Annotated in this window: 19 protein-coding genes; 8 read left to right on the top strand and 11 right to left on the bottom strand. The window is 71.5% G+C overall.

Annotation, left to right across the window (positions count from 1 at the left end):
* Window positions 1-73: 73 nt before the first annotated feature.
* The 3 genes from AB0G28_RS46865 to AB0G28_RS46855 all read right to left on the bottom strand — a co-directional run bounded on the left by AB0G28_RS46865 (window position 74) and on the right by AB0G28_RS46855 (window position 2,528).
* On the bottom strand, window positions 74-994 hold the full coding sequence (locus AB0G28_RS46865) for a LysR family transcriptional regulator (protein WP_361105291.1): 921 nt from the start codon (window positions 992-994) through the stop codon (window positions 74-76).
* 533 nt (window positions 995-1,527) lie between these two features.
* Window positions 1,528-1,848, bottom strand: coding sequence for an AzlD domain-containing protein (locus AB0G28_RS46860; RefSeq protein ID WP_361105288.1), 321 nt, complete (start codon window positions 1,846-1,848; stop codon window positions 1,528-1,530).
* Entirely contained in the window at window positions 1,845-2,528 is a 684-nt protein-coding gene (locus AB0G28_RS46855) for an AzlC family ABC transporter permease (RefSeq protein WP_361105285.1), read from the bottom strand. The genes AB0G28_RS46860 and AB0G28_RS46855 overlap by 4 nt, the downstream gene beginning before the upstream one ends.
* Window positions 2,529-2,694: 166 nt before the next feature.
* Between AB0G28_RS46855 and AB0G28_RS46850 the strand changes: the two genes are divergently transcribed.
* The gene (locus tag AB0G28_RS46850) at window positions 2,695-3,252 is read left to right on the top strand and encodes a CGNR zinc finger domain-containing protein (protein WP_361105282.1); all 558 of its coding nucleotides are present in this window, start codon (window positions 2,695-2,697) and stop codon (window positions 3,250-3,252) included.
* Window positions 3,253-3,271: 19 nt separating this feature from the next.
* Here the strand turns inward: AB0G28_RS46850 and AB0G28_RS46845 are convergent, their stop codons facing one another.
* Window positions 3,272-4,426, bottom strand: coding sequence for a TetR/AcrR family transcriptional regulator (locus tag AB0G28_RS46845; RefSeq protein ID WP_361105279.1), 1,155 nt, complete (start codon window positions 4,424-4,426; stop codon window positions 3,272-3,274).
* A 190-nt stretch (window positions 4,427-4,616) separates the two neighbouring features.
* Here AB0G28_RS46845 and AB0G28_RS46840 point away from each other — a divergent pair, with 190 nt between their 5' ends.
* On the top strand, window positions 4,617-5,798 hold the full coding sequence (locus AB0G28_RS46840) for an oxygenase MpaB family protein (RefSeq protein WP_361105276.1): 1,182 nt from the start codon (window positions 4,617-4,619) through the stop codon (window positions 5,796-5,798).
* A 15-nt stretch (window positions 5,799-5,813) separates the two neighbouring features.
* On the opposite strand, the gene AB0G28_RS46835 is transcribed toward AB0G28_RS46840, so the two are convergent.
* Window positions 5,814-6,374 carry a helix-turn-helix domain-containing protein gene (locus AB0G28_RS46835; RefSeq protein ID WP_361105273.1) on the bottom strand — a complete coding sequence of 187 codons (561 nt, stop codon included), beginning with the start codon at window positions 6,372-6,374 and terminating at the stop codon, window positions 5,814-5,816.
* Between the two features lie 36 nt (window positions 6,375-6,410).
* Between AB0G28_RS46835 and AB0G28_RS46830 the strand changes: the two genes are divergently transcribed.
* On the top strand, window positions 6,411-7,451 hold the full coding sequence (locus AB0G28_RS46830) for an epoxide hydrolase family protein (RefSeq protein ID WP_361105269.1): 1,041 nt from the start codon (window positions 6,411-6,413) through the stop codon (window positions 7,449-7,451).
* A 10-nt stretch (window positions 7,452-7,461) separates the two neighbouring features.
* Here AB0G28_RS46830 and AB0G28_RS46825 read toward each other — a convergent pair whose 3' ends face one another.
* Window positions 7,462-8,148 carry an SDR family oxidoreductase gene (locus AB0G28_RS46825; RefSeq protein WP_361105266.1) on the bottom strand — a complete coding sequence of 229 codons (687 nt, stop codon included), beginning with the start codon at window positions 8,146-8,148 and terminating at the stop codon, window positions 7,462-7,464.
* A gap of 80 nt (window positions 8,149-8,228) precedes the next feature.
* Between AB0G28_RS46825 and AB0G28_RS46820 the strand changes: the two genes are divergently transcribed.
* Entirely contained in the window at window positions 8,229-8,804 is a 576-nt protein-coding gene (locus AB0G28_RS46820) for a TetR family transcriptional regulator (protein ID WP_361105264.1), read from the top strand.
* A 4-nt stretch (window positions 8,805-8,808) separates the two neighbouring features.
* On the opposite strand, the gene AB0G28_RS46815 is transcribed toward AB0G28_RS46820, so the two are convergent.
* Window positions 8,809-9,969 (bottom strand): LLM class flavin-dependent oxidoreductase, encoded by a 1,161-nt coding sequence (locus AB0G28_RS46815; RefSeq protein WP_361105261.1) that lies wholly within the window; start codon window positions 9,967-9,969, stop codon window positions 8,809-8,811.
* Window positions 9,970-10,286: 317 nt separating this feature from the next.
* On the bottom strand, window positions 10,287-10,721 hold the full coding sequence (locus AB0G28_RS46810; RefSeq protein WP_361105258.1) for a hypothetical protein: 435 nt from the start codon (window positions 10,719-10,721) through the stop codon (window positions 10,287-10,289).
* A 138-nt stretch (window positions 10,722-10,859) separates the two neighbouring features.
* Between AB0G28_RS46810 and AB0G28_RS46805 the strand changes: the two genes are divergently transcribed.
* Window positions 10,860-12,542 (top strand): ATP-binding protein, encoded by a 1,683-nt coding sequence (locus AB0G28_RS46805; protein WP_361105256.1) that lies wholly within the window; start codon window positions 10,860-10,862, stop codon window positions 12,540-12,542.
* Complete coding sequence (locus AB0G28_RS46800; RefSeq protein ID WP_361105254.1) at window positions 12,539-13,204, top strand: response regulator transcription factor; 666 nt, start codon at window positions 12,539-12,541, stop codon at window positions 13,202-13,204. The genes AB0G28_RS46805 and AB0G28_RS46800 overlap by 4 nt, the downstream gene beginning before the upstream one ends.
* A gap of 24 nt (window positions 13,205-13,228) precedes the next feature.
* Here AB0G28_RS46800 and AB0G28_RS46795 read toward each other — a convergent pair whose 3' ends face one another.
* Window positions 13,229-16,954, bottom strand: coding sequence for a hypothetical protein (locus tag AB0G28_RS46795; protein ID WP_361105251.1), 3,726 nt, complete (start codon window positions 16,952-16,954; stop codon window positions 13,229-13,231).
* Window positions 16,955-17,126: 172 nt separating this feature from the next.
* On the opposite strand from AB0G28_RS46795, the gene AB0G28_RS46790 reads away from it, so the two are divergent.
* The gene (locus AB0G28_RS46790) at window positions 17,127-17,513 is read left to right on the top strand and encodes a hypothetical protein (RefSeq protein ID WP_361105248.1); all 387 of its coding nucleotides are present in this window, start codon (window positions 17,127-17,129) and stop codon (window positions 17,511-17,513) included.
* 77 nt (window positions 17,514-17,590) lie between these two features.
* On the opposite strand, the gene AB0G28_RS46785 is transcribed toward AB0G28_RS46790, so the two are convergent.
* Together AB0G28_RS46785 and AB0G28_RS46780 are read right to left on the bottom strand one after the other, a co-directional pair.
* Window positions 17,591-19,054: a non-reducing end alpha-L-arabinofuranosidase family hydrolase gene (locus tag AB0G28_RS46785; protein WP_361105246.1), complete on the bottom strand. Its 1,464-nt coding sequence runs from the start codon at window positions 19,052-19,054 to the stop codon at window positions 17,591-17,593.
* 190 nt (window positions 19,055-19,244) lie between these two features.
* Complete coding sequence (locus AB0G28_RS46780) at window positions 19,245-20,231, bottom strand: WYL domain-containing protein (protein WP_361105243.1); 987 nt, start codon at window positions 20,229-20,231, stop codon at window positions 19,245-19,247.
* Between the two features lie 113 nt (window positions 20,232-20,344).
* Between AB0G28_RS46780 and AB0G28_RS46775 the strand changes: the two genes are divergently transcribed.
* The gene (locus AB0G28_RS46775) at window positions 20,345-20,803 is read left to right on the top strand and encodes a VOC family protein (RefSeq protein ID WP_361105240.1); all 459 of its coding nucleotides are present in this window, start codon (window positions 20,345-20,347) and stop codon (window positions 20,801-20,803) included.
* Window positions 20,804-20,883: the final 80 nt, after the last annotated feature.

The raw sequence follows: 20,883 nt of genomic DNA, 5'->3' as shown, positions 1-20,883 counted from the left end.
CGGCGCGTGATGGTCCGTGAAGGCCTCCTTACCGGCCATAAGAGCCGGTAAGGAGGCCTTCACGGCTTTTGCGCTAGGAGCGGCGGGCCGGGCTCGTTCCGGCGTCCGCGACCTGCTCGGCGGTCGCGCGGGCCGCCGCGTCGAGCAGGACCGAGAACCGGGGGTCGGTGCGGATCTCGCGGTGCCAGGCGACCTGGGTGAAGACCTGGAACGGCGCGGTCCACGGCACCTCGGCCAGCCGGCCCTCGGCCAGTTCGGTGGCGACGCTGAGCCGGGGCAGCAGCGAGACGCCCAGTCCCGCGGTCAACGCGCGTTTCACCGCGTCGACCGAGCCGAAGGACAGTGCCCGGACCGCGGTGTCGCCGGCGGCGCCCAGCGTCCGCTCGAACATGCGCTGGTAACCGCTTCCCCGGTGCGCGCACAGCAGGGGCTGTCTCGCCAGCTGCGGGGTCGTCACCGGTTCTCGGCCCAGTGGCCCGTCCCGGTCGGCGACCACCACGAGCGGCTCCGGGCACAGCAGGGTCGAATCGGCCTTCGGCGAGGACTCGCAGACGTCGATGAAGAACGCGCAGTCGATGTCCGAGTCGCCGAGCCGGTTCCACGGGTTGTCCTCCAGCGGCCGGATCTCCAGCGCCAGGTCGGGGTGCCGCCGGTACAGGTACTCGACGATCGGCACCAGCCGGTAGGAGGTGAGGCCGCTGTCCGCGGCGACGGTCAGCGCGTCGCCGGGGGTGGTCCCCGCCTCCGCCACGGTCTCCTCCGCCATCCGGCTCAGCTTCACGATCTTGTGCGCGTAGCGCCGGAACCGCTGGCCCGCGGTGGTGAGCCGGATGAGCGCACCGGTGCGGTTGAACAGGTCGCAGGCGAGGTCGCGCTCCAGTTTCTTGATCCGGGCGGTGACCGTCGGCTGGGCGAGGTTCAGGTCGCTGGCGGCCTTGGTGAAGCTCGACTGTTCCGCCACGGTGAGGAACGTGTCGAGGGATGCGGTGTCCACGGCTGCGGATCACCACCGGCCCCGGTGGGCGGTGCGCGGGCCGGGCCGCGCGTCCTGCCCGCTATCCCCTTCGCGGGGCGGAGCGTGTTTTCGCGGGTCGGCGGCCGGCACGGCCATTCTCCCACTGCCGTAGAACGACACGAACCCTCCCGGTTGCCGGCTCCGGACGGCCGGCACGACACCTTTCACGGCGATGTTCCCCCGATCGGCACCCCAGCGGTTTCCCGGCCGCAGGCGACCTCTCGCTTTCGTTCGTGCTCCTGACTTCGACACTTTCGTGTGGCAACAAAGACATCTTGTGCCACTCACGGTGAATACCACCCGGCAATGGCCGACAAACTGCCTCTATCGGGCAGCGGACAAGTGGACATTACTCACCGAACGTGGCCTGCCCAAGCAGGTTCGTCACCCCAAGAGAGCAGTGCCGCATTCGCCATCCGAATCACCACATCCGTCCGGAAGAACACTCATTTCTCGAACTCCGGCATTTCGTTCTGCGATTTCCGATAGTGCCTCCGCGCGAGACGGAGGAATCAGCCGAACGCCAGCCGCAGCAGGGCGGTCACGACCGCGGCACCGACCATCGCGGTCAGGATGGACCGCTTGGCCGCCAGCAGGGCGACCCCGGCGCCGACCCCCGCGAGCGCGGTGAGCGTCCGCACCGAGGACACGTCACCCGAGGACGGCCACAGCAGCGTGACCACCAGCCCGGCGATCAGGGCCGGCGTCGCGCAGGTCAGGGCGTTGCGCAGCCAGGCGGGCAGTTCCCGCCCCCCGGCGGCGAGCGGCACCACGACCCGCAACGTGAGCGCGGTGGCGCCGAGGGCCAGCACGATCGTCCAGTGGTAGCTCATCGCCGCACCCCCAGGATCGCCCCGGCCACGGCGCCCGCGGCCCCGGCCACCAGCACCGGGATCCCCGGCGGCGCCCAGAAGACCAGCGCGGCCGCGGTGACGACGCCGAGGACCGCCAGACCCCACGCGCGCGCGGTCTTCAGGTGCCCGCGCAGCAGGCCGAGGAAGAAGACGGGGTAGGCGGCGTCCAGCCCCAGCCGTCCCGGGTCGCCGATGGCGTCGCCGAGGACGGCGCCCAGCCCGGTCCCCATGGTCCAGCCGCACAGGCACAGCAACCCGGCCACGCGCAGGGTCCGCAGGTCGTAACGCCCTTCTCCGCGCTGGGCGATCGCCCACGAGCCGTCGGTGATCAGCAGCGCGGTCCCCGCCCGCGACCAGGCGGACCCGGTCAGTGCGGGGGCGATCGTGGTACCCATCAGCAGGTAGCGCGCGTTGAGGGCGGCCGCCGCGCCGACCGCGGCCCAGACCGAGCCGTGCTGCGCGATGACGGCGACCGCGCCGTACTGCGCGCTGCCGGAGAACACCAGCAGCGACATGGCGACGGGAGCCAGCACCCCCATGCCGACGGAGGCCGCGAGCGCGCCGAACGCCATGCCGTCCGCCAGGTCGGCCGCGGCCACCGGCAGCACCGGCCGCAGGACCCGGCCCGGCGACCGGGGTTCGGTGATCGTTTCGGTCACTAAGCTCAGCTCCTCTCCATCGGCACGTTCGACGTTACTAGCAAAGCCGTCTGCTGGTAACCGCTGAAACCGCCGGTACCCACCGATTCCTCCTCTAAACCTCGAATCACCCGGGTATTCCTGCTTGAACGTAACCTGAATCAGCGAATGGTGGTAACGTCGGGCCATGGTTCCACGCCCCGCCGCACCGCCCCCGCTCACCCTGGTCCAGAGCCTGGTCAACACCCGCGAGCTGCTCGAAGACCGGGACGACCTGAGCACCCCGGCCGGTCTGGTGGCATGGGCGGAAGCGGAGGGACTGCCCTACCCGGCCCGGCCGACGGAGGCGGACCTGACCCGGGTACGCAGGCTCCGCGAAGCGCTGCGGCAGCTGCTGAGCGGCGGCGCGGGAGTGCCGGGCGCGGTGAGCGTGCTGAACGGCGAACTGGCCCGGACGGGCACCCGCCCCCTTCTGCAGGCGGAACCACCCGGGGCCGAGTTCGCCGGCGACTGCGCGACATCCCTGGACGCGGCGATCACGCGAGTGCTGGCGGCTGTGGTCACCGCCCGCTTGGACGGTTCCCTGTCCCGCCTGAAGACGTGCGGCGCGGAGGACTGCCAGTGGGCTTTCTACGACCGCTCCCCCAACGCGGTGAGCCGCTGGTGCGAGACTTCTGTCTGCGGCGCGCGGCACAAGATGCGCGCCTACCGCGCCCGGCAGGCAGCGGGCGCCGCCGCCCGCTGAGCCCGCACCCCGGGCGGCGTCACAGATCCAGCGCGCTCATCACCAAAGCGGCCACGGCGGCCCGATGCTCGGCGCTGTCCTCCCACCGCAGGCGGCGCCCGGCCTCGACCACCACCCCGAAACCGGCGTGCACCAGCACTCGAACCTGACGCGCGTCGAGTTCCGGGTGAGCCTGCCGCAGGTGCTGCTCCCACACCGCGATGTGCTCCCGCTGCGCCGCGACCAAAGGACGGCGCAGCGCGGCCGGCAAGCCGACGATTTCCGCGTTCGCCACGCTGTTGAGAGCGTTGTGCTCGAAGCTGTACGCCACGTAAGTCGCCGTCAGGGCGACCAACGCGTCGTGCGGGCCGGTCGTGCCGCGGAGGTTCTGCTCGACCGCCTGGGCCAGCAATCCCGCCGCCTGCAGGCATGCCGCCGCCAGGATGTCGGCCTTGCCCGGGAAGTACCGGTAGAGCGCCGACGGCACCAGTCCCACCGCCTCGGCGATCATGCCGTTGGTGACCGCGGCGAAGCCGTCGCGCTCGAACAGCGGGACGGCCGCCTCGATGATCTCCGAACGCCGGGTGCGGGGCACCGGCCGGGCGGGCAGTTCCACGAGCCGCCCGCCCGCCACCGCTTCGGTCGCCGCCACGCGCAGGGCGCAGGCCCGCAGCAGGTCTTCGAGCCGGCGCCGGCCGATCGAGTTGTGGTGCATCGTGATGGACCCGATCGCGCCCAGGGCCGCCACCGCCCGCAGGTGCTCGCCGGGTGACGGGTGCTCGCGCCGCACCGCGTCCGCCACCCGGCCGACCACCCGCGAGAACTTCGCCCTGAGCACCCGGCGGTCCTCGGCGTTGAGGTAGCGGGCCTCCCAGCGGTACACGCCACCGGCCGCCCGGTGGGCGACCGTCACCCGGGTGACGGCGGCGAAGACGTCCGCCAGGGCCGCGTCCGCGGGCACGTCGTCCAGCGCCGCGACGAGCCGGTCCGCCATCACGTTCGCGCACTCGGCGAACAGCGCGTACTTGTTCGGGAAGTGCCGGTACAGCGCGGCCGCCGTGATGCCGACGCCGGCCGCGATCTCTTCCATCGACGCCGCGTGGTAGCCACGCTCGCTGAAGACCGTGGCGCCCGCCTCCACGATCAGCTGCTTGCGGTTGCGCGGCCGGACGGCCGCGGCCGGCTCGGCCGTCACCGCGGCAGCCGGGGCGGAGGGCACGGGAACGGGGCCATGAGTGCCAGTCAACCACGAAGCGAAGCCGCGGACCGATTCAGATCGGGCACGCCTTGCCGTCGGCCGGACGCGGCACTATGTTAATGGCGAATCTCCTCCGAGCATCTCCGGCTCACGCCGTACTCACCTATCAAGGAAGCTAGGTAAGTAAATGAGCAATCTCAGCAGGAGGAACGCGCTGTCCCTCGGTGTCGCACTGGGTCTGGCGAGCGTGGCGAGCGCCGTCCCGGCCTGGGCGTCGGCCTCGGGGGCCGACCCGTGGTGGGTCTGGGACGACGAAGTGGACGGCCTGATGGCGGGACTCGTCGACAGCGGCGGAGTCCCCGCGGTCAACACCGCGCTGCGGCCGTGGGTGAACAACAGCGACCCGCTGCCCGCCGGCCTGCCGGCCGGCCTCGCCGGCTACCTCCAGGGGGTCAACCGGCTGCCGTCCTGGGCCGACCGCGCCAAGCTGCGCCGCGCCGCCGACTTCAACCGCCGCAAGGACACCTACCTGTTCATGCTCTACGGCCTCGGCAGCGGCATCATGAGCACGGTGATCCCGCGGGAAGCCCGGTCGGTCTACTGGTCCGCGGGCGGGGCGAACATGCAGGACCGCGCCGCGAAGACGTTCACCTTCGGCTACGACCTGAGCGACCTGAACGCGTTCGAGCCCTCGGGCCAGTTCGTCGTCACGGCCAACAAGACGCGCCTGGTGCACGCCGCGGTGCGCCACCTGCTGCCGCGGTCGGCGCACTGGCGGGCGGTCGCCGACGAGCAGGTGCCGATCAGCAACGGCGACATCCTGGTGACCTTCCACAGCCTGGGCACCTTCGTGCACCGGAAGCTGCTGGAATGGCGCGTCCCGATGTCCGCCGCGGACGAGGAGGCGTTCCTGCACCAGTGGCAGGTCGCCATCCACCTGCTCGGCGTGCGGGACGAGTTCATCCCGAAGACGTGGGCCGAGGCGGACGCGCAGTCGGCGCGCGTGCTCACGCCGCTCCTCGCCCCGACGGCCGAGGGCAAGGAACTGGCCGCGGACCTGCTCGGGCTGACCGCGCAGATCGACCTGGGCGTCACTCGCGGCTTCCTCGACGAGTTCGTGCGTTACGTGCTCAGCGACGCCGTCGGCGACTGGCTCGGCCTGCCGCGCGACTACGCCGCGGCCGTCCTCGTCCGCACCGGCTGGCCCGCCTACATCGCGTTCCGCGAGGGCCTGCTGCCCATCGCGCCGGCCGGGTTCTACGTCTTCGACCAGTTCCTGCGCTCGCTCGCGATGCTGTTCCTGAACAAGGGCACCTCGCCGACGAGCACGCCCATCACGATCCCCACCGGCAACCGTCCCGGGGCCTGAGCCCGGCGCCGCGCGTCACCCGTCGGCGAGGCGCTGGATGGTCGCGGCCAGCCAGGCCTCGAGTTCGGCCGGGTCGCCGAGTTCGGAACGCAGCACCCGGCGGCGGGTCGAAACGCCGAGCACGAACGCGTCGATCGCCGCGGCGCGAGCGCGGGCGTCGGCGTCGTCCAGTCCGCTGTCGCGCAGGTACTGCCTCAGCGGCTCGAGCGAGTTCGTGTCGAGGAAGGCGGCCAAGGCTTCCGCCGCCTCCGGGCGTTCGCCGGACGCGCGTTGCAGCACCAGCAGCGGGTCCTCCCCCGGTGCGCCGGACCAGCGCCGGACGATGCTCGCCGCGAGCCGCGCGCCGAGCCCGGAACGGTCGCCGCCGAACGAATCCGCGACCGGGATCTCCACTCGGGTCGCCGCCAGGAAAAGGCCGTCCTTGCCACCGAAGTAGCGCGTGATCAGGTTCGGCGACACACCGGCCGCGTCGGCCACGCCCTTGACCGTGACCGCCGCGTACGCATGCTGGGCGAACTGGCGTTTCGCCTGCTCCAGGATCCGTTGCCGCGTGGCGGAGGCGTTGCGCGAAGTCATGTGTACGAGCATACACAAATGTGTATGCTCGTACACATGACCGAAGAGATCCGCGCGAGACTGCAGCGCACCCGCCGTGTCACCACCCCGTGGCGGGACGACGAGACGCGCGGCATCAGCGCCGCCAGGGTCGACGAACTGCTCGAATACTGGGCCGGCGGATACGACTGGGGCCCGCACGAGCGCCGCATCAGCGAGCTGCCTTGGACGACCATCCGGGCGGGCGGCACCGAGCTGCGGATGATCCACCAGCGGGCGGCGGATCCCGGCGCGCCGGTCGTCGTGCTGCTGCACGGCTGGCCGGACTCGGTGCTGCGGTTCGAGCGCGTCCTGCCGCTGCTCACCGATGTGCACGTGGTGGTGCCCGCGCTGCCGGGCTTCCCGTTCGCGGCCCCGCTCACCGCACCGGGCATGTCGGCCTCCCGGATCGCCGGGATCATCGCGGACGCTCTCGGCGAACTCGGCTACTCGCGCTACACGCTCTCCGGCGGCGACGTCGGTGGGACCGTCGCCGAGCTCCTCGCGGCCGAGCACCCGGACCGCGTGACCGCCTTGCACCTCACGAACGTCGCACCGCAGCACGCTTTCGCGGCGGACCCGGCGAAGCTCGCCCCCGACGCGGCGGCCTACCTCGGCCGGGCGGCTCAGTGGTTCCGGACCGAGGGCGGGTACATCGCCGAGCAGTCGACGCGGCCGAACACCCTCGCCGTGGCCCTCGGCGACTCCCCCGCCGGCCTCGCCGCCTGGATCGTCGAAAAACTGGAAGCGTGGTCCGGCGAAGGCGCCTTCACCCCCGACGATCTGCTCACCTGGGTCACCGCCTACTGGGTCACCGGCACGATCGGCACTTCGTTCGCCACCTACACCGAACCGGTCACCCTCCCGGGGCGGATCGAGACGCCGGCCGTGCTGTCGGTGTTCCCGGGCGACACCAAACCGGAGCCGCGAAGCTACGCCGAAGCGTTCCTGAACATCCAGGACTACGTCGAGCACGCCACCGGCGGTCACTTCGCGGCTTGGGAACGGCCTGAGGCCTACGCCGACGACGTACGCCGCGCGGTCAAGCTGGGCAGCTGAGCCGGAACCGTTACCGCGTAAGGAATCCGCCGTCGATGAAGAGGTCGTGGCCGTTCATCCCGCCGTTGCGGAGCAGGAAGTCGGTCGCGTCCGCGACCTCTTCCATGGTGACGAGCCGCCCGGTCGGCGTGCGGTCGGTGACCTGCCCGAGGTCGGCGTCGCGCCAGCGGGGGCTGTCGCCCACCAGCCCCGGATGCAGCGCGTTGACCCGGTGCGGCGCGATTTCGACGGCCAGCGTCTTCACCAGGCCGGTGACCGCTCCGTTGACCGTCGTGACGACGGTCGAACCCGGGTAGGGCCGTTCCTTGGCCAACCCGCCGAAGAGGACGACCGACGCTTCCGGGGTGAACCGCTCCCGCAGCACCCTGACCGCTTCCGCGTAGCCGACCAGCTTGATGGTCACCGCGGTGGTGGCCTCGGCGATGTCGAAGTCCCGCAAGGTGTTCGGCCGCTGGTGGCCGGCCGTGATCACCAGGTGGTCGAGGGACGGCACACCGGATACGGAACCGGCGATCGTCTCCGGCCGCGCGAGGTCCAGGCCGAGGCCGGTCGCCGCGGGGCCGATCTCCTTCGCGACCGCCTCGGCCCGGCCGGCGTCGCGGCCGGCGACCACCACGGCGCCGCCCCGGTCCGCGTGCCGCTGGGCCAGGAAACGGCCGAGCCCCTCGGTACCGCCGATGATCATCATAGTGCTCATGAGAGTCCCCTCGGTCCTTGTTGACCACTTGGTCATTAGCCAGCATAGCCCGGTGCTGACCGCTTGGTAAATTAGCCCGCATGACCAGGCGCCCGCATCGACGCGACCCGGAAGGCCACCGCCAGGCCATCCTGGACGCGGCCCGCACGTGCTTCGGCGAACGCGGGTTCGCCCGGGCGACGGTGCGCCAGATCGCGGCTCGCGCCGGCGTCACCCACGGCCTGGTGCTGCGGCAGTTCGGCTCGAAGGAACAGCTGTTCCTCGCCGCGGTGCCCGGGCACCGCGAGCTGGACCGGGTGATCGCCGGAGACCCGGAGACGCTGCCGGACCGCGTCGCGCGCGCCTACGTGGAGCGGATGGAGGCCGGCGCCGCCACCGACCCGCTCGTGGTCCTGCTGCGCAGCATCGCCTCGGACCAGCAGGCGGCGGCGAAGCTCTACAGCGCGATGGAGGCCGGCAGCATCCGCGCGTACCGCCAGGTCGTCGACGGCCCGGACATCGCCACGCGCGTCGCGATGGTCGGCGCGCAGCTGATCGGCGTCACGGTCAACCGGTACATCGCCCGCACCGGGCCGCTCGCCGACCTGCCCGCGCCCGCGCTCACCGGGCACCTGACCCGCGTGCTGCGGCAGATCCTCTTCGGTGCCCCGGGCTGATCCCTCAGGCCAGCTCGGGGATCAGCTCCCCGATCAGCCTGATGCTCTGCATGACCTTGTCGTGCGGGATGCCGCCGATCTGCTGGAGGCACATCATCCGGTCGATGCCCAGGTCCGCGTACGCGCGCAGCTTCTTACGGCAGGTGTCCGGGCTGCCGACGATCAGCGAGTCCTGCGCGCTCAGCACGTCGAAGACCTCGTCGTCGGAGACCTGCTCGCCCTCGAGGATCCGGGCGATGAGCAGGTTCGCCTCCGACGGCGTGTTCGCCGCCTCGCCGCGGAGGAAGTCGCCCGTCAGGCCCGGTGCCCGCTTGAGCTCCTCGTTGCGGGCGTTCTGGCGGACGAACTCCGTCGCCGCTTCGAAGAACGTCAAAGCCGCCACGGTGTACCAGGCCGCGGCGGCCGCCGCGCCGTCGCGCATCGCCTCCTCGTCGGTGTCCGCGCAGTGGACGAACGTGAAGAAGGCGACCTGGTCGTTGACGAACGCGCCGACCGGGTCCGTGCACGCCGCGGCGGCCGCCCGGTACAGGCCGACCAGGCGGCCCGCGCGTTCCAGCGACTCCCACATCGTCGTGCCCAGCACCCCCACCCCGCGACGGCCCGCCTCCTCGAACGACGCCGGGCTCGCCGCCGCCTGCCAGAGCGGCGGGTGGGGACGCTGCAGCGGCTTCGGCCCGATGGCGACGTCGTCGACGCGGTAAGTGCCGCTGTCGTAGGAGAACTTCTCCGCCGTCCACATCTTCGGCACCATCTCGAACGCCTGCTGCGTCTGGGCGCGGGCGTCGTCCGGTTCGATGCCGAACAGGCGCCACTCGGGGATGGTCGACCGGGTCAGGCCGAGCTCCACCCGGCCGCCGCTGAGGTGGTCGAGCGTCGCGGCCCGCTCGGCGACGCGGATCGGGTGGTTGAACCGCCCGGGCGCGAGCACCGCGGAGTGGCCGAGCCGGATCCGGCTGGTGCGCTGCGACAAGGCGGCCAGCAGCAGCTCCGGCGCCGAGGACAGGCTGAACTCCCCCGCGCCGTGGTGCTCCACCTGCCACCAGCACCCGTACCCGAGCTCGTCGGCGAGGACGGCCTGCTCGATCGCCTGCCGGAACCGCAGCTGCTCGTGCCCTTCCGGCCACGGGCGGGGGTTCTGGATCTCGTTGAACAGATCGATCTGCATCCACGGCCTCCGCTCGTCGGGCTCACCGATGAGTCAGTCCCCGAGAGCGACCACGCCGTTACCGGCGTCGCACGTTCGGCCGAACCACGCTGGTCGGCGGGCAAAAGCGGCTGATCGAACCGCGGCGTCTGGTCGACACGCAGTTCCCGCGGTGGGCGGGATCGCCGTTGCTCCGGCGCACCCCGGCGGGTTCGGACCACGTCATCCACCGGCTTGGTTTCCCGCGCCGCCCTCGACGTGGACGACGCGACTTGGACTCGCGGTCGCGGGTGGGACGGCGTCGTCCGGCACGACGACGCCACCCTCTGCTCGGCCGGTCAGTTGTCCCGGCAGACCGTCACCGACGAGGTCCACCGGCTCGGCGCACCGGTCGGGTAGATCAGGGCTCCGACCGTGACGCACGCGAAGCTCGGCAGGTCCGCCCAGCTGTCCCCAGGGCCGTTTTCGCCCGGGTTCAGGTGGTACGACCGGTCGATCGCCGGGGCCCAGCCCGACGCGCCGCGGCTGGTCGTCCACCGCAGCTGGACGTCCATCCACCCGCTTGCCCGGTCGTTGCGGTGGTACCGGCTGCTGAAGCCGGTCCACCAGCCGAGGAACTGGTTGAGGTGCAGGCAAAGCTGGTCTCCCTCGCCGGGCACCGTCAGGCAGTGGTCCTCGTCCGGTGCGATCGGCACCGCCTCCGCGGCGGGGCTCAGGCCCACCAGCGTTCCCAGGACCACCAGCACGGCTGCGATGATTCGTGTTCTCCCCATGGTTTCCCGCTCCTGTCCGGGATCGGTTTGCCTCGTCACGGTGCCCCCGGTTGTTACCCTTCGGCATCACGGGAAACCGCGCGCGGAAGGTCGGAAACCTGGGTTGTGCCAGGTCGGCAGCCAAGGATGATCATGACTATGGCAGGACGCGTCGGGTGGACGGCGGCCGCGCTCGCGTGGGCCGCCACCGTGACCGTGGCCGCCTGGCCGGCCACGCAGTCACCGCTCTGGCTGTACGTTCCCCTGCGGCTGTTCGGGTTCGTCGCGATCGTGCTCGGGTACCTCGCGTGGAACCGGCCGGCGTGGTCCCGTTGCGGGCACCTCGTCGTCCTCCTGGGTGCCACCTACTACCTGGAGGACCTGCAGTTCGTGGTGGCGTACCCGGTCGGCTTCTGCCTCGCGTACCTGTGGACGGCCGTCCTGGCGCACCTCGTCCTCACCTGGCCGGCCGGGCGAGCGGAGTCCGGGTCCCTCCGCGTCCTCGTGGTGGTCTGCTACGTCGCCGCGGTCGGTTCGCAGGTGGCCCGCTACGTCGTCGACGCCCCTGCCCCGCGGCGGTTCCTGGGCAGCCCGTACGACCACACCCCCACCGCCAAGGTGGCCAGCGCCCTGGTCACCGTGCTCGCCGTGGTGGTGGTCCTGGTCGTCGCCCACCGGTGGCTGCACGCCAGCGCGGTGCGCCGGGGGTCGGCCGGCCCCGTGTGGACGGCCGTGGTGATCGTCGGCGTGCTGGCGACGTTGCCCGGGATCGCCGGCATCCTGGAGCTGAGCGTGGTGCTCGAACACGCTCTCCGGCTGCTCGGGCTCGCCGGCGCCGTGCTGCTCGTGCCCGTCATCGTGTTCGCGCGGACCGCGTACCTCACCCGGCTGCGCTGGCGCCTGACCGCGCTCGTGCTGGACCCGGAACGCGAACTCGACCTGCGCACCGATCCCGGTGCGGTGCAACGGGAACTGGCCACGATCCTGCGCGACCGGCGGCTGCGCCTCGCCTACCCGCTGCCCGACGGGTCCTCTGTGGACGTCGACGGCCGTCCGTTCCGGCCGGGCCCGGACCGGGTACTGACCACGATCCGGCGCAAGGGCGAGACCATCGCACTGCTGGAACACGACGAAGCACTCCGCGACGTCGACACGGTCATCGCCACCACCGAGGCGGTCGCCGGCCTGGCGATCGAAAGCGCCCGCCGTTACGCGCTCCTGCTCGCGCAGGTCGACCAGATCCACAGCTCCCGGCTCCGCCTGGCCACCGTCGCGTTCGAAGAACGCCACCGCATCCAACGCGACCTGCACGACGGGGCCCAGCAACAGCTCCTCGCCGTCCTCGTCCTGCTCGACCTCGCGCAGCGATCCCGGGGCGACGCCACGGCGACCGTCCGGCAGGCACACCGCCAGCTGAAGGACGCGATCGCCTCGCTGCGCCACCTGACCCAGGGCATCTACCCGGCGGCCCTGGTCGAACACGGGCTCGCCGCGGCCGTGGAAGGACTCGCGGACGTCGCGCCCATCCCGGTTTCGTTCGCCATCCCCCGCACCCGCTGGCCACGGCACCTGGAAGCCACCGCGTACTTCACCGTCTCCGAGGCGCTGGCGAACATCTACAAGCACGCGGACGCCGGCCACGTCCGGATCGAGGTCCGCCAAGACGAGCGGACCGCGTACCTCGAGATCACCGACGACGGACGCGGCGGGGCCGACCCGGCCGGCAGCGGGCTGAGCGGCCTGAAGGACCGCGTCAGCACCGTCAACGGGACGCTGTGCGTCGAATCCACCGCCGGCCACGGAACCCGCATCACCACCACGTTCCCCCTGGAGGCACCGTGAGAGTCGCCATCGTCGAGGACGAGCCGCTCTTCCTGGACGCCCTCGCCACGTCACTGGCCGGCCAGCACGTCGATGTCGTGGGCAGGGCCCGGGACGCCGACGAAGCGCTCGCCGTCATCGACCGCACGGCACCCGACGTCGCCCTGCTGGACATCCGGTTGCCCCCGGGTTTCACCGACGAAGGGCTCCGGCTGGCCGAGCGGGTCCGTGCGACATACCCCAGCGTCGGCCTGCTCGTGCTGTCCTCGTACGCCGAGGCCGCCTACGCCGAACGGCTCCTCGGCATCGAGCAGGGCACGGGCGCGGTCGGCTACCTGCTCAAGGAGCGCGTCGGCGATGTGGCGGAACTCCTCGACGCACTGCACCGGGTGGCGGCGGGCGACGTCGTGGTCGATCCGTACGTCATCACGCGGCTGATGTCGCGTCGCCGGCGGCACGACCCGCTCGCCGCGCTCACCGCGCACGAACGGCGGGTGCTGAGCCTCGTGGCCGAAGGCCGCTCGAACCTGGGCATCGCCCAGGAAACCGGCTGCCGGATCACCACTGTCGAGAAGCACCTGACCGCCATCACCGGCAAACTCGGCCTCACCCAGGTGGCGGACCGGCGCAGCGTCAACGTCCGCGTGCTCGCCACCCTGGAGTACCTGCGCAACACCGAGTGACCGGTGCGGCGGCCGCACCGCCCGTCAGGGGCGGGGCTCGTGGAGGTACATCTCGCGTTCTTCGGGTGTCAGCTGCCGGGTGAGGTGCTGCTCCGCGAAGGCGAGGACCTCGTCGATCGGGCCGCACACTTCGCACCGCCAGATGCGGACGGTGCCGTCGTCGTGTGCCGTGGCCAGCCTGCCGTCCGCCGAAAACGCGACCGTTTCCACCGAAGCGCGAAAGCCCTGCAGCTGCAGGGGTTCTCCGGTGCCGTCGAGCTGCCACAGACGTACCGTGGCGTCGTTGCCGCTGGTCACGAGCGTGCGGCCGTCGGCACTGAACGCCGTGCTCCACACCACGCCCTGATGGCCGTGCAGCACGAGGGGGCCGCCCTGGCCGGTGACGCGCCAGATCCGGACCGTGCCGTCGTTCCCGCCGCTGGCGAGCCGGCTCCCGTCCGGGCTGAAGGCCAATGTCCACACCAGACCCTGGTGACCGCGCAGCACCGTGGGCGCGCCGCCGTGGGTGAGGTCCCAGATCAGGACGGCGCCGCTGGGGCCGGCACCGGCGACGTACCGTCCGTCCGGGCTCCACGTGACGAAGGTCAACACGCCTTGGCCGCTCTCGAGCCGGGTCGGCTCGGCGGTCCCGGTGGTGGTGTTCCAGATCCGGATCGTGTCCCCGCGGTTCGCGGCGGCGAGGTAACGCCCGTCCGGACTGAACGCCACCTGCCACACCGGTCCGGGGTCGTGCAGCACGACTGGAGTCCCGGCGCCGGTGACCGGGGACATCCGGACGGTGCCGTTGCCGGCGACGGTGGCCACGCGCTGCCCGTCCGGGCTGAACGCGACCTGGAGCAGCGGTCCGTCCTGGCCGCGCAGCACTGTGGGCGGGGTTTTCCCCGCGGTGTCCCAGATCCGCACGGTGCCGTCGTCGCCCGCGCCGGCCAGTTCACGGCCGTCCGGGCTGAACACGGCGCTGCGCGCCGGTCCGCCGAGCCCGCGCAACACCGTCGCGTCACCGACTTCGTCGATGTCCCAGATCCGGGCGGTGCCGTCGTCGCTGGCGCTCGCGAGCTGCCGGCCGTCCGGGCTGAACGCCGCCGCCCAGACTGTTCCGTGATGTCCCCGCAGCACCAGCGGCCGGGCATGCCCGGCCGCGTTCCAGACCCGCAGGGTGCCGTCGTTGCCGGTGCTGGCGATCCAGCGGCCGTCGCGGCTGTAGGTGGCGCTTTCGGCGGTGCCGTCGTGGGTACCGAGGACCACGGAGCCGGCCGAGCCGTCGGTGTCCCACACGCGCACCGTCCCGTCGGTGCCGGCCGTGGCCAGGTGCTGCCCGTCCGGGCTGAACTCCACCGATTCCACCGAGTTCTCGTGGCCCCGCAGCACGATCGGTGCGCGCGTGCCGTCGAGCGCCCAGATCCGGACGGTGTTGTCACCGCCGCTGGTGGCCAGCCGCCGCCCGTCGGGGCTGAACGCCACCCCGAGCACGCGATCCTCGTGTCCGCGCAGGACGGTCAGCTCGCGGCCGCCGACGGTCCAGACCCGGAGGGTGCCGTCCTGCCCGGCGCCGGCGACCTGTTGCCCGTCCGGGCTGAACGCCACGCTCCACACCTTGTCCTCGTTTCCGCGCAGCAGCACCGGAGGCAGGCCGGACGTCCAGTCCCAGACGGAGACCGTGCCGTCGGCACCCGCCGCGGCGATCCGCTTCCCGTCCGGGCTGAACACCGGCGTCCACACCTCGCCGCGATGGCCCGCCAGCACCACCGGGCGGGCCGGGGAAAGACGACCGTGATCGCACGCCCACACCCGGACCACGCCGTCGGCGCCGCTGGTGGCCAGGTGCCTGCCGTCGGGGCTGAACGCGACCCCGGTGACCTTCCCCTCGTGCGCGGCGACGCTCGCGCGGACGTGCGAGGCGACGGCGGCCTGGCGCAGCATCGCCTCGCTGCCGGGGTTCGGGTCCGTCCGGAGTGCCTCCTCGGCCAGCAGCAGCCCCAGTTCGGGATCGAGCTGCAGCTGCGCGCGGGCCGTGGCGACGAGCTGGCGGCTGAGGGCGAGCCGGCTCTCCGACTCGGCCCGGTCGGCCGACACCCAGGCGAGGATCCCGAGCACCGTCACCACCGCCGTCGCCGTCGCGAGCCCACCGATGGTCAGGCGGACACGCCGGCGCCGTGCGTGCTGGGTCCGCGCCGCGGCGTGCCGGCCGGCGGCCAAGAAGGCGCGTTCGGCGTCGTTGAGCCCGTCCAGCGGACGCAGTTGCCACGCCGCCAGCTGCGTTCCCCGGTACAGCAGCTCCTCGTCGCGGCCGTGGCGCTCCCACTCGACGACGGTCTCGGTCAGCCGCCGGTGCGCCGCCAGGCTCTCGCGGTCCTCGGTCAGCCAGTTCCGCAGCCGCGGCCACGAGCGGATCAACGCCTCGTGTGCCACTTCCACCGTGTCCTCGCCGAGAGTCACCAAGCGCGCCGCGGCCAGCCTGGCCAGCACGGCGGCCACGGCCGGTGCGTCCGAGCCGCCGAGCAGTTCGGTGCGCGTGACACGTCGGCGGGTGTCCTCGGTTCCCTCGCCGAGGGCGGTCAGGCGCAGGAAGACGTTCCGGACGATCCGCTGCCCGGCACTGTCGAACTCGGCGAACACCCGGTCGGCCGTGCCGGCGATCGCCCCGTGGACGCCACCCGTCCGCTGGTAGCCCGCCAAGGTGACCACATCGCCGGAACGCCGTTTCCACGTCTCCAGCAACGCGTGCGAGATCATCGGCAACGCACCCGGCTCACCACGCGCGTCCGCGACGATCGTCTCCACCAGCGCCTTTTCCACCGTCAAGCCCGCGCGCACCGCCGGTTCCCGGATCACGGCCCGCAGTTCGTCGTCCCCCATCGGGCCGACCAGCACCTGGTGGTCCCGCAACGCCGCGACCAGCCCCGGATACCGGGCGCACCGGGCGTAGAAGTCGGCCCGCGCACCCAGCACGATCCTCGCCCGCCCGGCACACCTCTCGGCGGCGGCGAGCAGGCAGTCGACGAACCCCGTCCGTTCCCGCTCGTCGGAACACAGGGTGAAGACCTCTTCGAACTGGTCGACCACGATCACCAGGCATGCCTGCTCCGGGCACTTGGCCAGCGCCTGCGCGACCAGCACACCGATGTTGCCGGGGTCGGCCGCGAGCTGCCCGGTGACCGGCACGGCGGAAATCCCGCTCAAGTTCGCCAGCCGGACGGCCAGTTGTTCGATCGGGCGCCGGCCGGGCGTGCACAGGATGAGGGGCCACTGCTCGCTGCCGGCGATTTCGCCCCGGCTGATCGCGGGCAGCAGCCCGGCCTGCAGCAGTGACGACTTCCCGCTGCCGGACGCACCGAAAACCGCGAGAAATGGATTTCCTTCGAGCCTCCGGCACAATTCCTTGATCAAGTCGTCGCGGCCGTGGAACCGGTCGGCGTCCTCCCGCCGGAACGTGGCCAATCCCAGATAAGGAGACCCCGTCACATCGTCGTCGGCCCGGTCGGCCGCCAGCTTTTCGGACAGGGCCTGCCAACGCGCCCGCCAGATTTCGCGGTCACCGTCACACGCCTCGACATAAGCCAGCGTGACAGCCAGCGACGGAAACATCCGGCCGCCCGCGGCTTCGGACAAGGCGGTGATCGAATAGTGGGCCCGCCGGGCCAGCTCCCGGTAACTCGGGCCGCCGGCCGACTCCCGCAACCGGCGCAGCTCGAAGGCGAAGCGTTGTACCGGACCCGTCTCCGGATCAAGGAAGCGCTCGCGTCTCCCCATGCCCCGCCCTCATGATCAAGGTCACTGGACAACCGTCCCGTGGACGGTAGCACCCGGCGCCGGCCGGTTGCCGGCGACGAATTTGTTTGTCCAGCCGACGACCATGGCGCTGGACAACGGCCGCCGCGCTATACCGATCCCGGCGGACATCCACGGGAAGGGGAATGACCTGATGATCAAATCGGCGATGACGGCGGTCCTCGCGGCCGCCGGACTGGCCGCCGCGGCCCCGGGTTCCGCGGCAGCCGCGCCCGCGATGCCGGTCGCGTTGGCGGACTGCCCGGCGGGCAACGCGTGCTTCTACAACGACCTCGGGAAGATGTGCAACTGGAGCGACGCCGATCCCGACTGGTCGTCCGGGGCCATCCGGTGCTCCTGGGCCCGCACCCGGCCCGCGGTGTACGTGTACAACCACGGGACATCTCCGGCCTTCACGGCCGTGGCCTTCTACCGGGGGACGAACTACACCTCCTACGACGGCTGCATGGGACAGGGCTGGGAAGGATCGATCGGTCCGGTGTACCTGTTGTCCCACAAGTGGATCACGACCCCCTGCTGACCGGCGGTCGCGCGGAAGCCGGTCGGCGTCCCCACCCGGCGAAGGGTGGAGACGCCGACCGGCCGGGTCGACCCGGGTCAGCGCTGCAGCGTCAGCACGCCCGGCCGCCAGGGCAGGTGGTTGTAGTCGGTGCCGTCGGAGCTGGGGTTCCTTCCCTGGTACAACAGCTGGAGGTTGCAGGGGTCGATCGTCTTCGTCTGGTCGGGGTCGGTCCGCACCAGGTCGCCGTGGCTGATGTCGTTGGTCCAGGTGGCTCCGCTGTTGGCCTTGCCCGCGAAGGGATTGCTCTCCGTCGCCGCCTGCGGGGTCCACGTGCCGCCCAGGCTGGTGGCCGTGAACGAGCGGAAGTACCGGCCGTTCGCGCCCATCGCCTCGACGAGCATGAGGTACTGGTTCTGGTCCTTGACCTTGTAGACCTCGACCGCCTCGAACAGGTTGGCCGTCGTGTCGCTCATGATCGTCGTGTACGACGAGCCGAAGCTGCCCGGGAAGTTGCCGATCGGCATGCTCGCCCGGTAGATCTTGCCGTTGTCGCCCGCGAAGAACAGGTACATGTTCGTGCCGTCGCCGATCAGGGTCTGGTCGAGGGGCGCGCCACCGGGGATGGTGCCCGTGAACAGCTCCTGCGGGGACGACCAGCCGTTGACGTTGGTGGGGTCACTCGACGTCCGGTAGCTGAACGTCGTCGGGCCCCATTGATACGCGAGCACCCAGACGTTCTTGGGCGCGAAGTACACCAGCGTGGGTGCGACGTTGCCGATGTTCATCCCGGTCTGGCCGGCCGAGGCCATGTCGGACCAGTTCGTGAACGGAGCGAAGCCCATCGAGCCGTACGACCCCGACGAGTCGGTCGTCGACCCGTACACGATGTGCTTGCCGTTGTAGACGACGTTGGTGAAGTCCTTGAGCGCGACCCACCCGTTCTTCGGCTGCGCCAGCGCACCGGTCGAGGACCAGCGGTACGTCGACGGCAGCGCGCACGAACTGGTGCCGCCCAACCGGACGAGCTGCCACTGCTGGTTGGCCGCCTTGGCGTCGCCGTTCTGGACGACGGCCGCTCCGTCCGCGGCCGACCCGCCCGTCACTTCCACGGCTTTGCCGCTGTTGCGGTTGATCAGCCGGACATAGCCGCCGTCGGAGTCGGCGAGGCTGAACTGCTGGTTGGTTCCGTTGAGGTCGGTCCACTGCTGGACCTTCGCGCCGTCGGCGGTCGACCAGTTGCCGATGTCGAGGACCTTGCCGGAGTTCTTCGACTTCAGCCGGTAGTAGCCGTTGCCGGAGTCCACGAACTGCCACTGCTGGTTGGCTCCGTCGTGACGGGACCATTGCTGGACCGCCGCGCCGTCGGCGGTGGAGGCACCGGAGACGTCCATCACCTTGCCGCTGTTGCGGTTGACCAGGACATACGACGCACTCGGGTCGACGGTCGCCGCCGACGCCGCACCGGTGGAGAGCGCGACCGCCGCGCCGGCCACCAGAACCGGCGTGAGCAGCGTGATCAGGGCACGTCCCCGGCGGCCCCGTCGCGTTAGCGCTAACATTCTTGCCGTGGAATGCGTCCGCATCAATTTCTCCGGATTCTTCGAATTCGAGCCGAGCCACGCGCAGTTTCCAGCAAATGTAGTCAGCACTGCGGTCACAGTCAACGGCCCGCCCGTTGTCGAATCGCATTCGACAACGCGTCACCGACTTCGAAAATGGCGAAATCGTCGACGCCGAAACTTTCGGGGCTCAGCGCTGGCCGGCGGAGGCGCGGCTCGCCCGGTCCGCCAAGGCGGCGAAGGCCGCCCGCAACTCGGCCGGGGCGACCACTTCGATCTCGGCGTCGAACCGGGCCAGGCTCGCCGCGAGCGCCGCCCACGACCAGGATCCGCCGAGCCACCTCGTCCTCCCCGGTGCGACCTCCTCGACGACGCTGTCGCCCGCGAACGGCGCCACCTCCGCGATCGGCAGCTCGAGGATCACCTCGCCCCGGCACGGCCAGACGTCGGCGGTCGCCGAGCCCTTGAACCGCGCGGCGAGGAACGTCGCGACGTCGCCGCCGGGCACCTCCCGCGGGGTGAACCGCGGCCCGTTCGGCGTGCGCAGCGTCATCCGGTCGGCGCGGTAGGTCCGCCAGTCCGCCCGGACGGCGTCCCAGCCGACCAGGTACCACCGCCCGCTCCGGGCGACGAGGTGGTGCGGCTGCACCCGGCGCGGCGGCCGGGGCCCGGCATCCGCGGGCCGGGACGGTGCCCCGTAGTCGAACCGGACCTCCTCGGTGGCCCGGATCGCCGAACTCAACGACAACAGCACTTCCGTGCCGACCTGGGTGGCACCCCCGCCCGCGGTGATCTCCAGCAGGTCGACGCGCTGCCGCAGCCGCGACGGCATCACCTGCCGCACCGTGGTCAGCGCCCGCGCGGCGGCTTCCTCGATGCCGGCGCCGGTGCCGACGGCGATCCGCAGCGCCACCGCGAGCGCGACCGCCTGCTCCTCGTCGAACAACAGCGGCGGCATTTGGCTGCCGGCTTCGAGCCGGTAGCCGCCCTCCGGACCCTTGACCGCTTGCACGGGATAGCCGAGCTCACGAAGCCGGTCGACGTCGCGGCGCACCGTCCGTTCGCTGACCCCCAGCCGGTCGGCCAGCAGCGAGCCCGGCCAGTCCCGGCGCACCTGCAGCAGCGACAGGAGCGAGAGCAGACGGCCCGAGGTCGCCGTCGAGGAAGAAGCCGGCATGGACTTCATGCTGCCACGAGAAGCGGACGTTCCCTGACCGCTACCGCTGCCATCGTGGCTCTCGTCGCCGGAACCCCTCCGGCCGCGCCACCACTCGAGAAAGACCGGAACACATGTCGCTCACCGCTGTCGCCCACCTCAACTTCACCGGCCAGGCCCGCGCGGCCCTCGAGTTCTACCGGTCGGTCTTCGGCGGCCGGACGACCGTCATCACCTACGGCGACTTCGGGATGCCGGCCGAACTGCCCGACGCGGGCAAGGTCGTGTTCGGCCAGGTCACCGCGGACAACGGCTTCAGCGTCATGGCCTACGACGTCCCCGGCACCGACGGACCGGCGGCCGCCCCCACCACCCGCCGCGAGAACGGCACCACCATCACCCAGGAGAAGTTCTTCCTCTCCGTCCGCGGCGCCACCGTCGACGAGGTCTCCCCGGTCTGGAAGGGCCTTGCCGAGGGCGCGACCGTCATCGAGGAGTTCGGCCCCGCCCAGTGGGCCCCCGCGTTCGGGATGCTGACCGACCGCTTCGGCGTCACCTGGATCATCGACGTCGCCGCCGACTACCAGGGCTGACCCTTCGCGGGGGGGGGGTGGGCCGGAGACCAACCCACACCACACCACCCACCGCCCCCGACCCCGGCCCAGGTCTAAGG

The sequence above is a fragment of the Amycolatopsis sp. NPDC021455 genome (assembly GCF_040640995.1).
In the GTDB taxonomy this organism is placed as follows: domain Bacteria; phylum Actinomycetota; class Actinomycetes; order Mycobacteriales; family Pseudonocardiaceae; genus Amycolatopsis.
The sequence above is the reverse complement of the archived record's forward strand: the minus strand, read 5'-3'. Positions and strand labels throughout refer to the sequence as shown.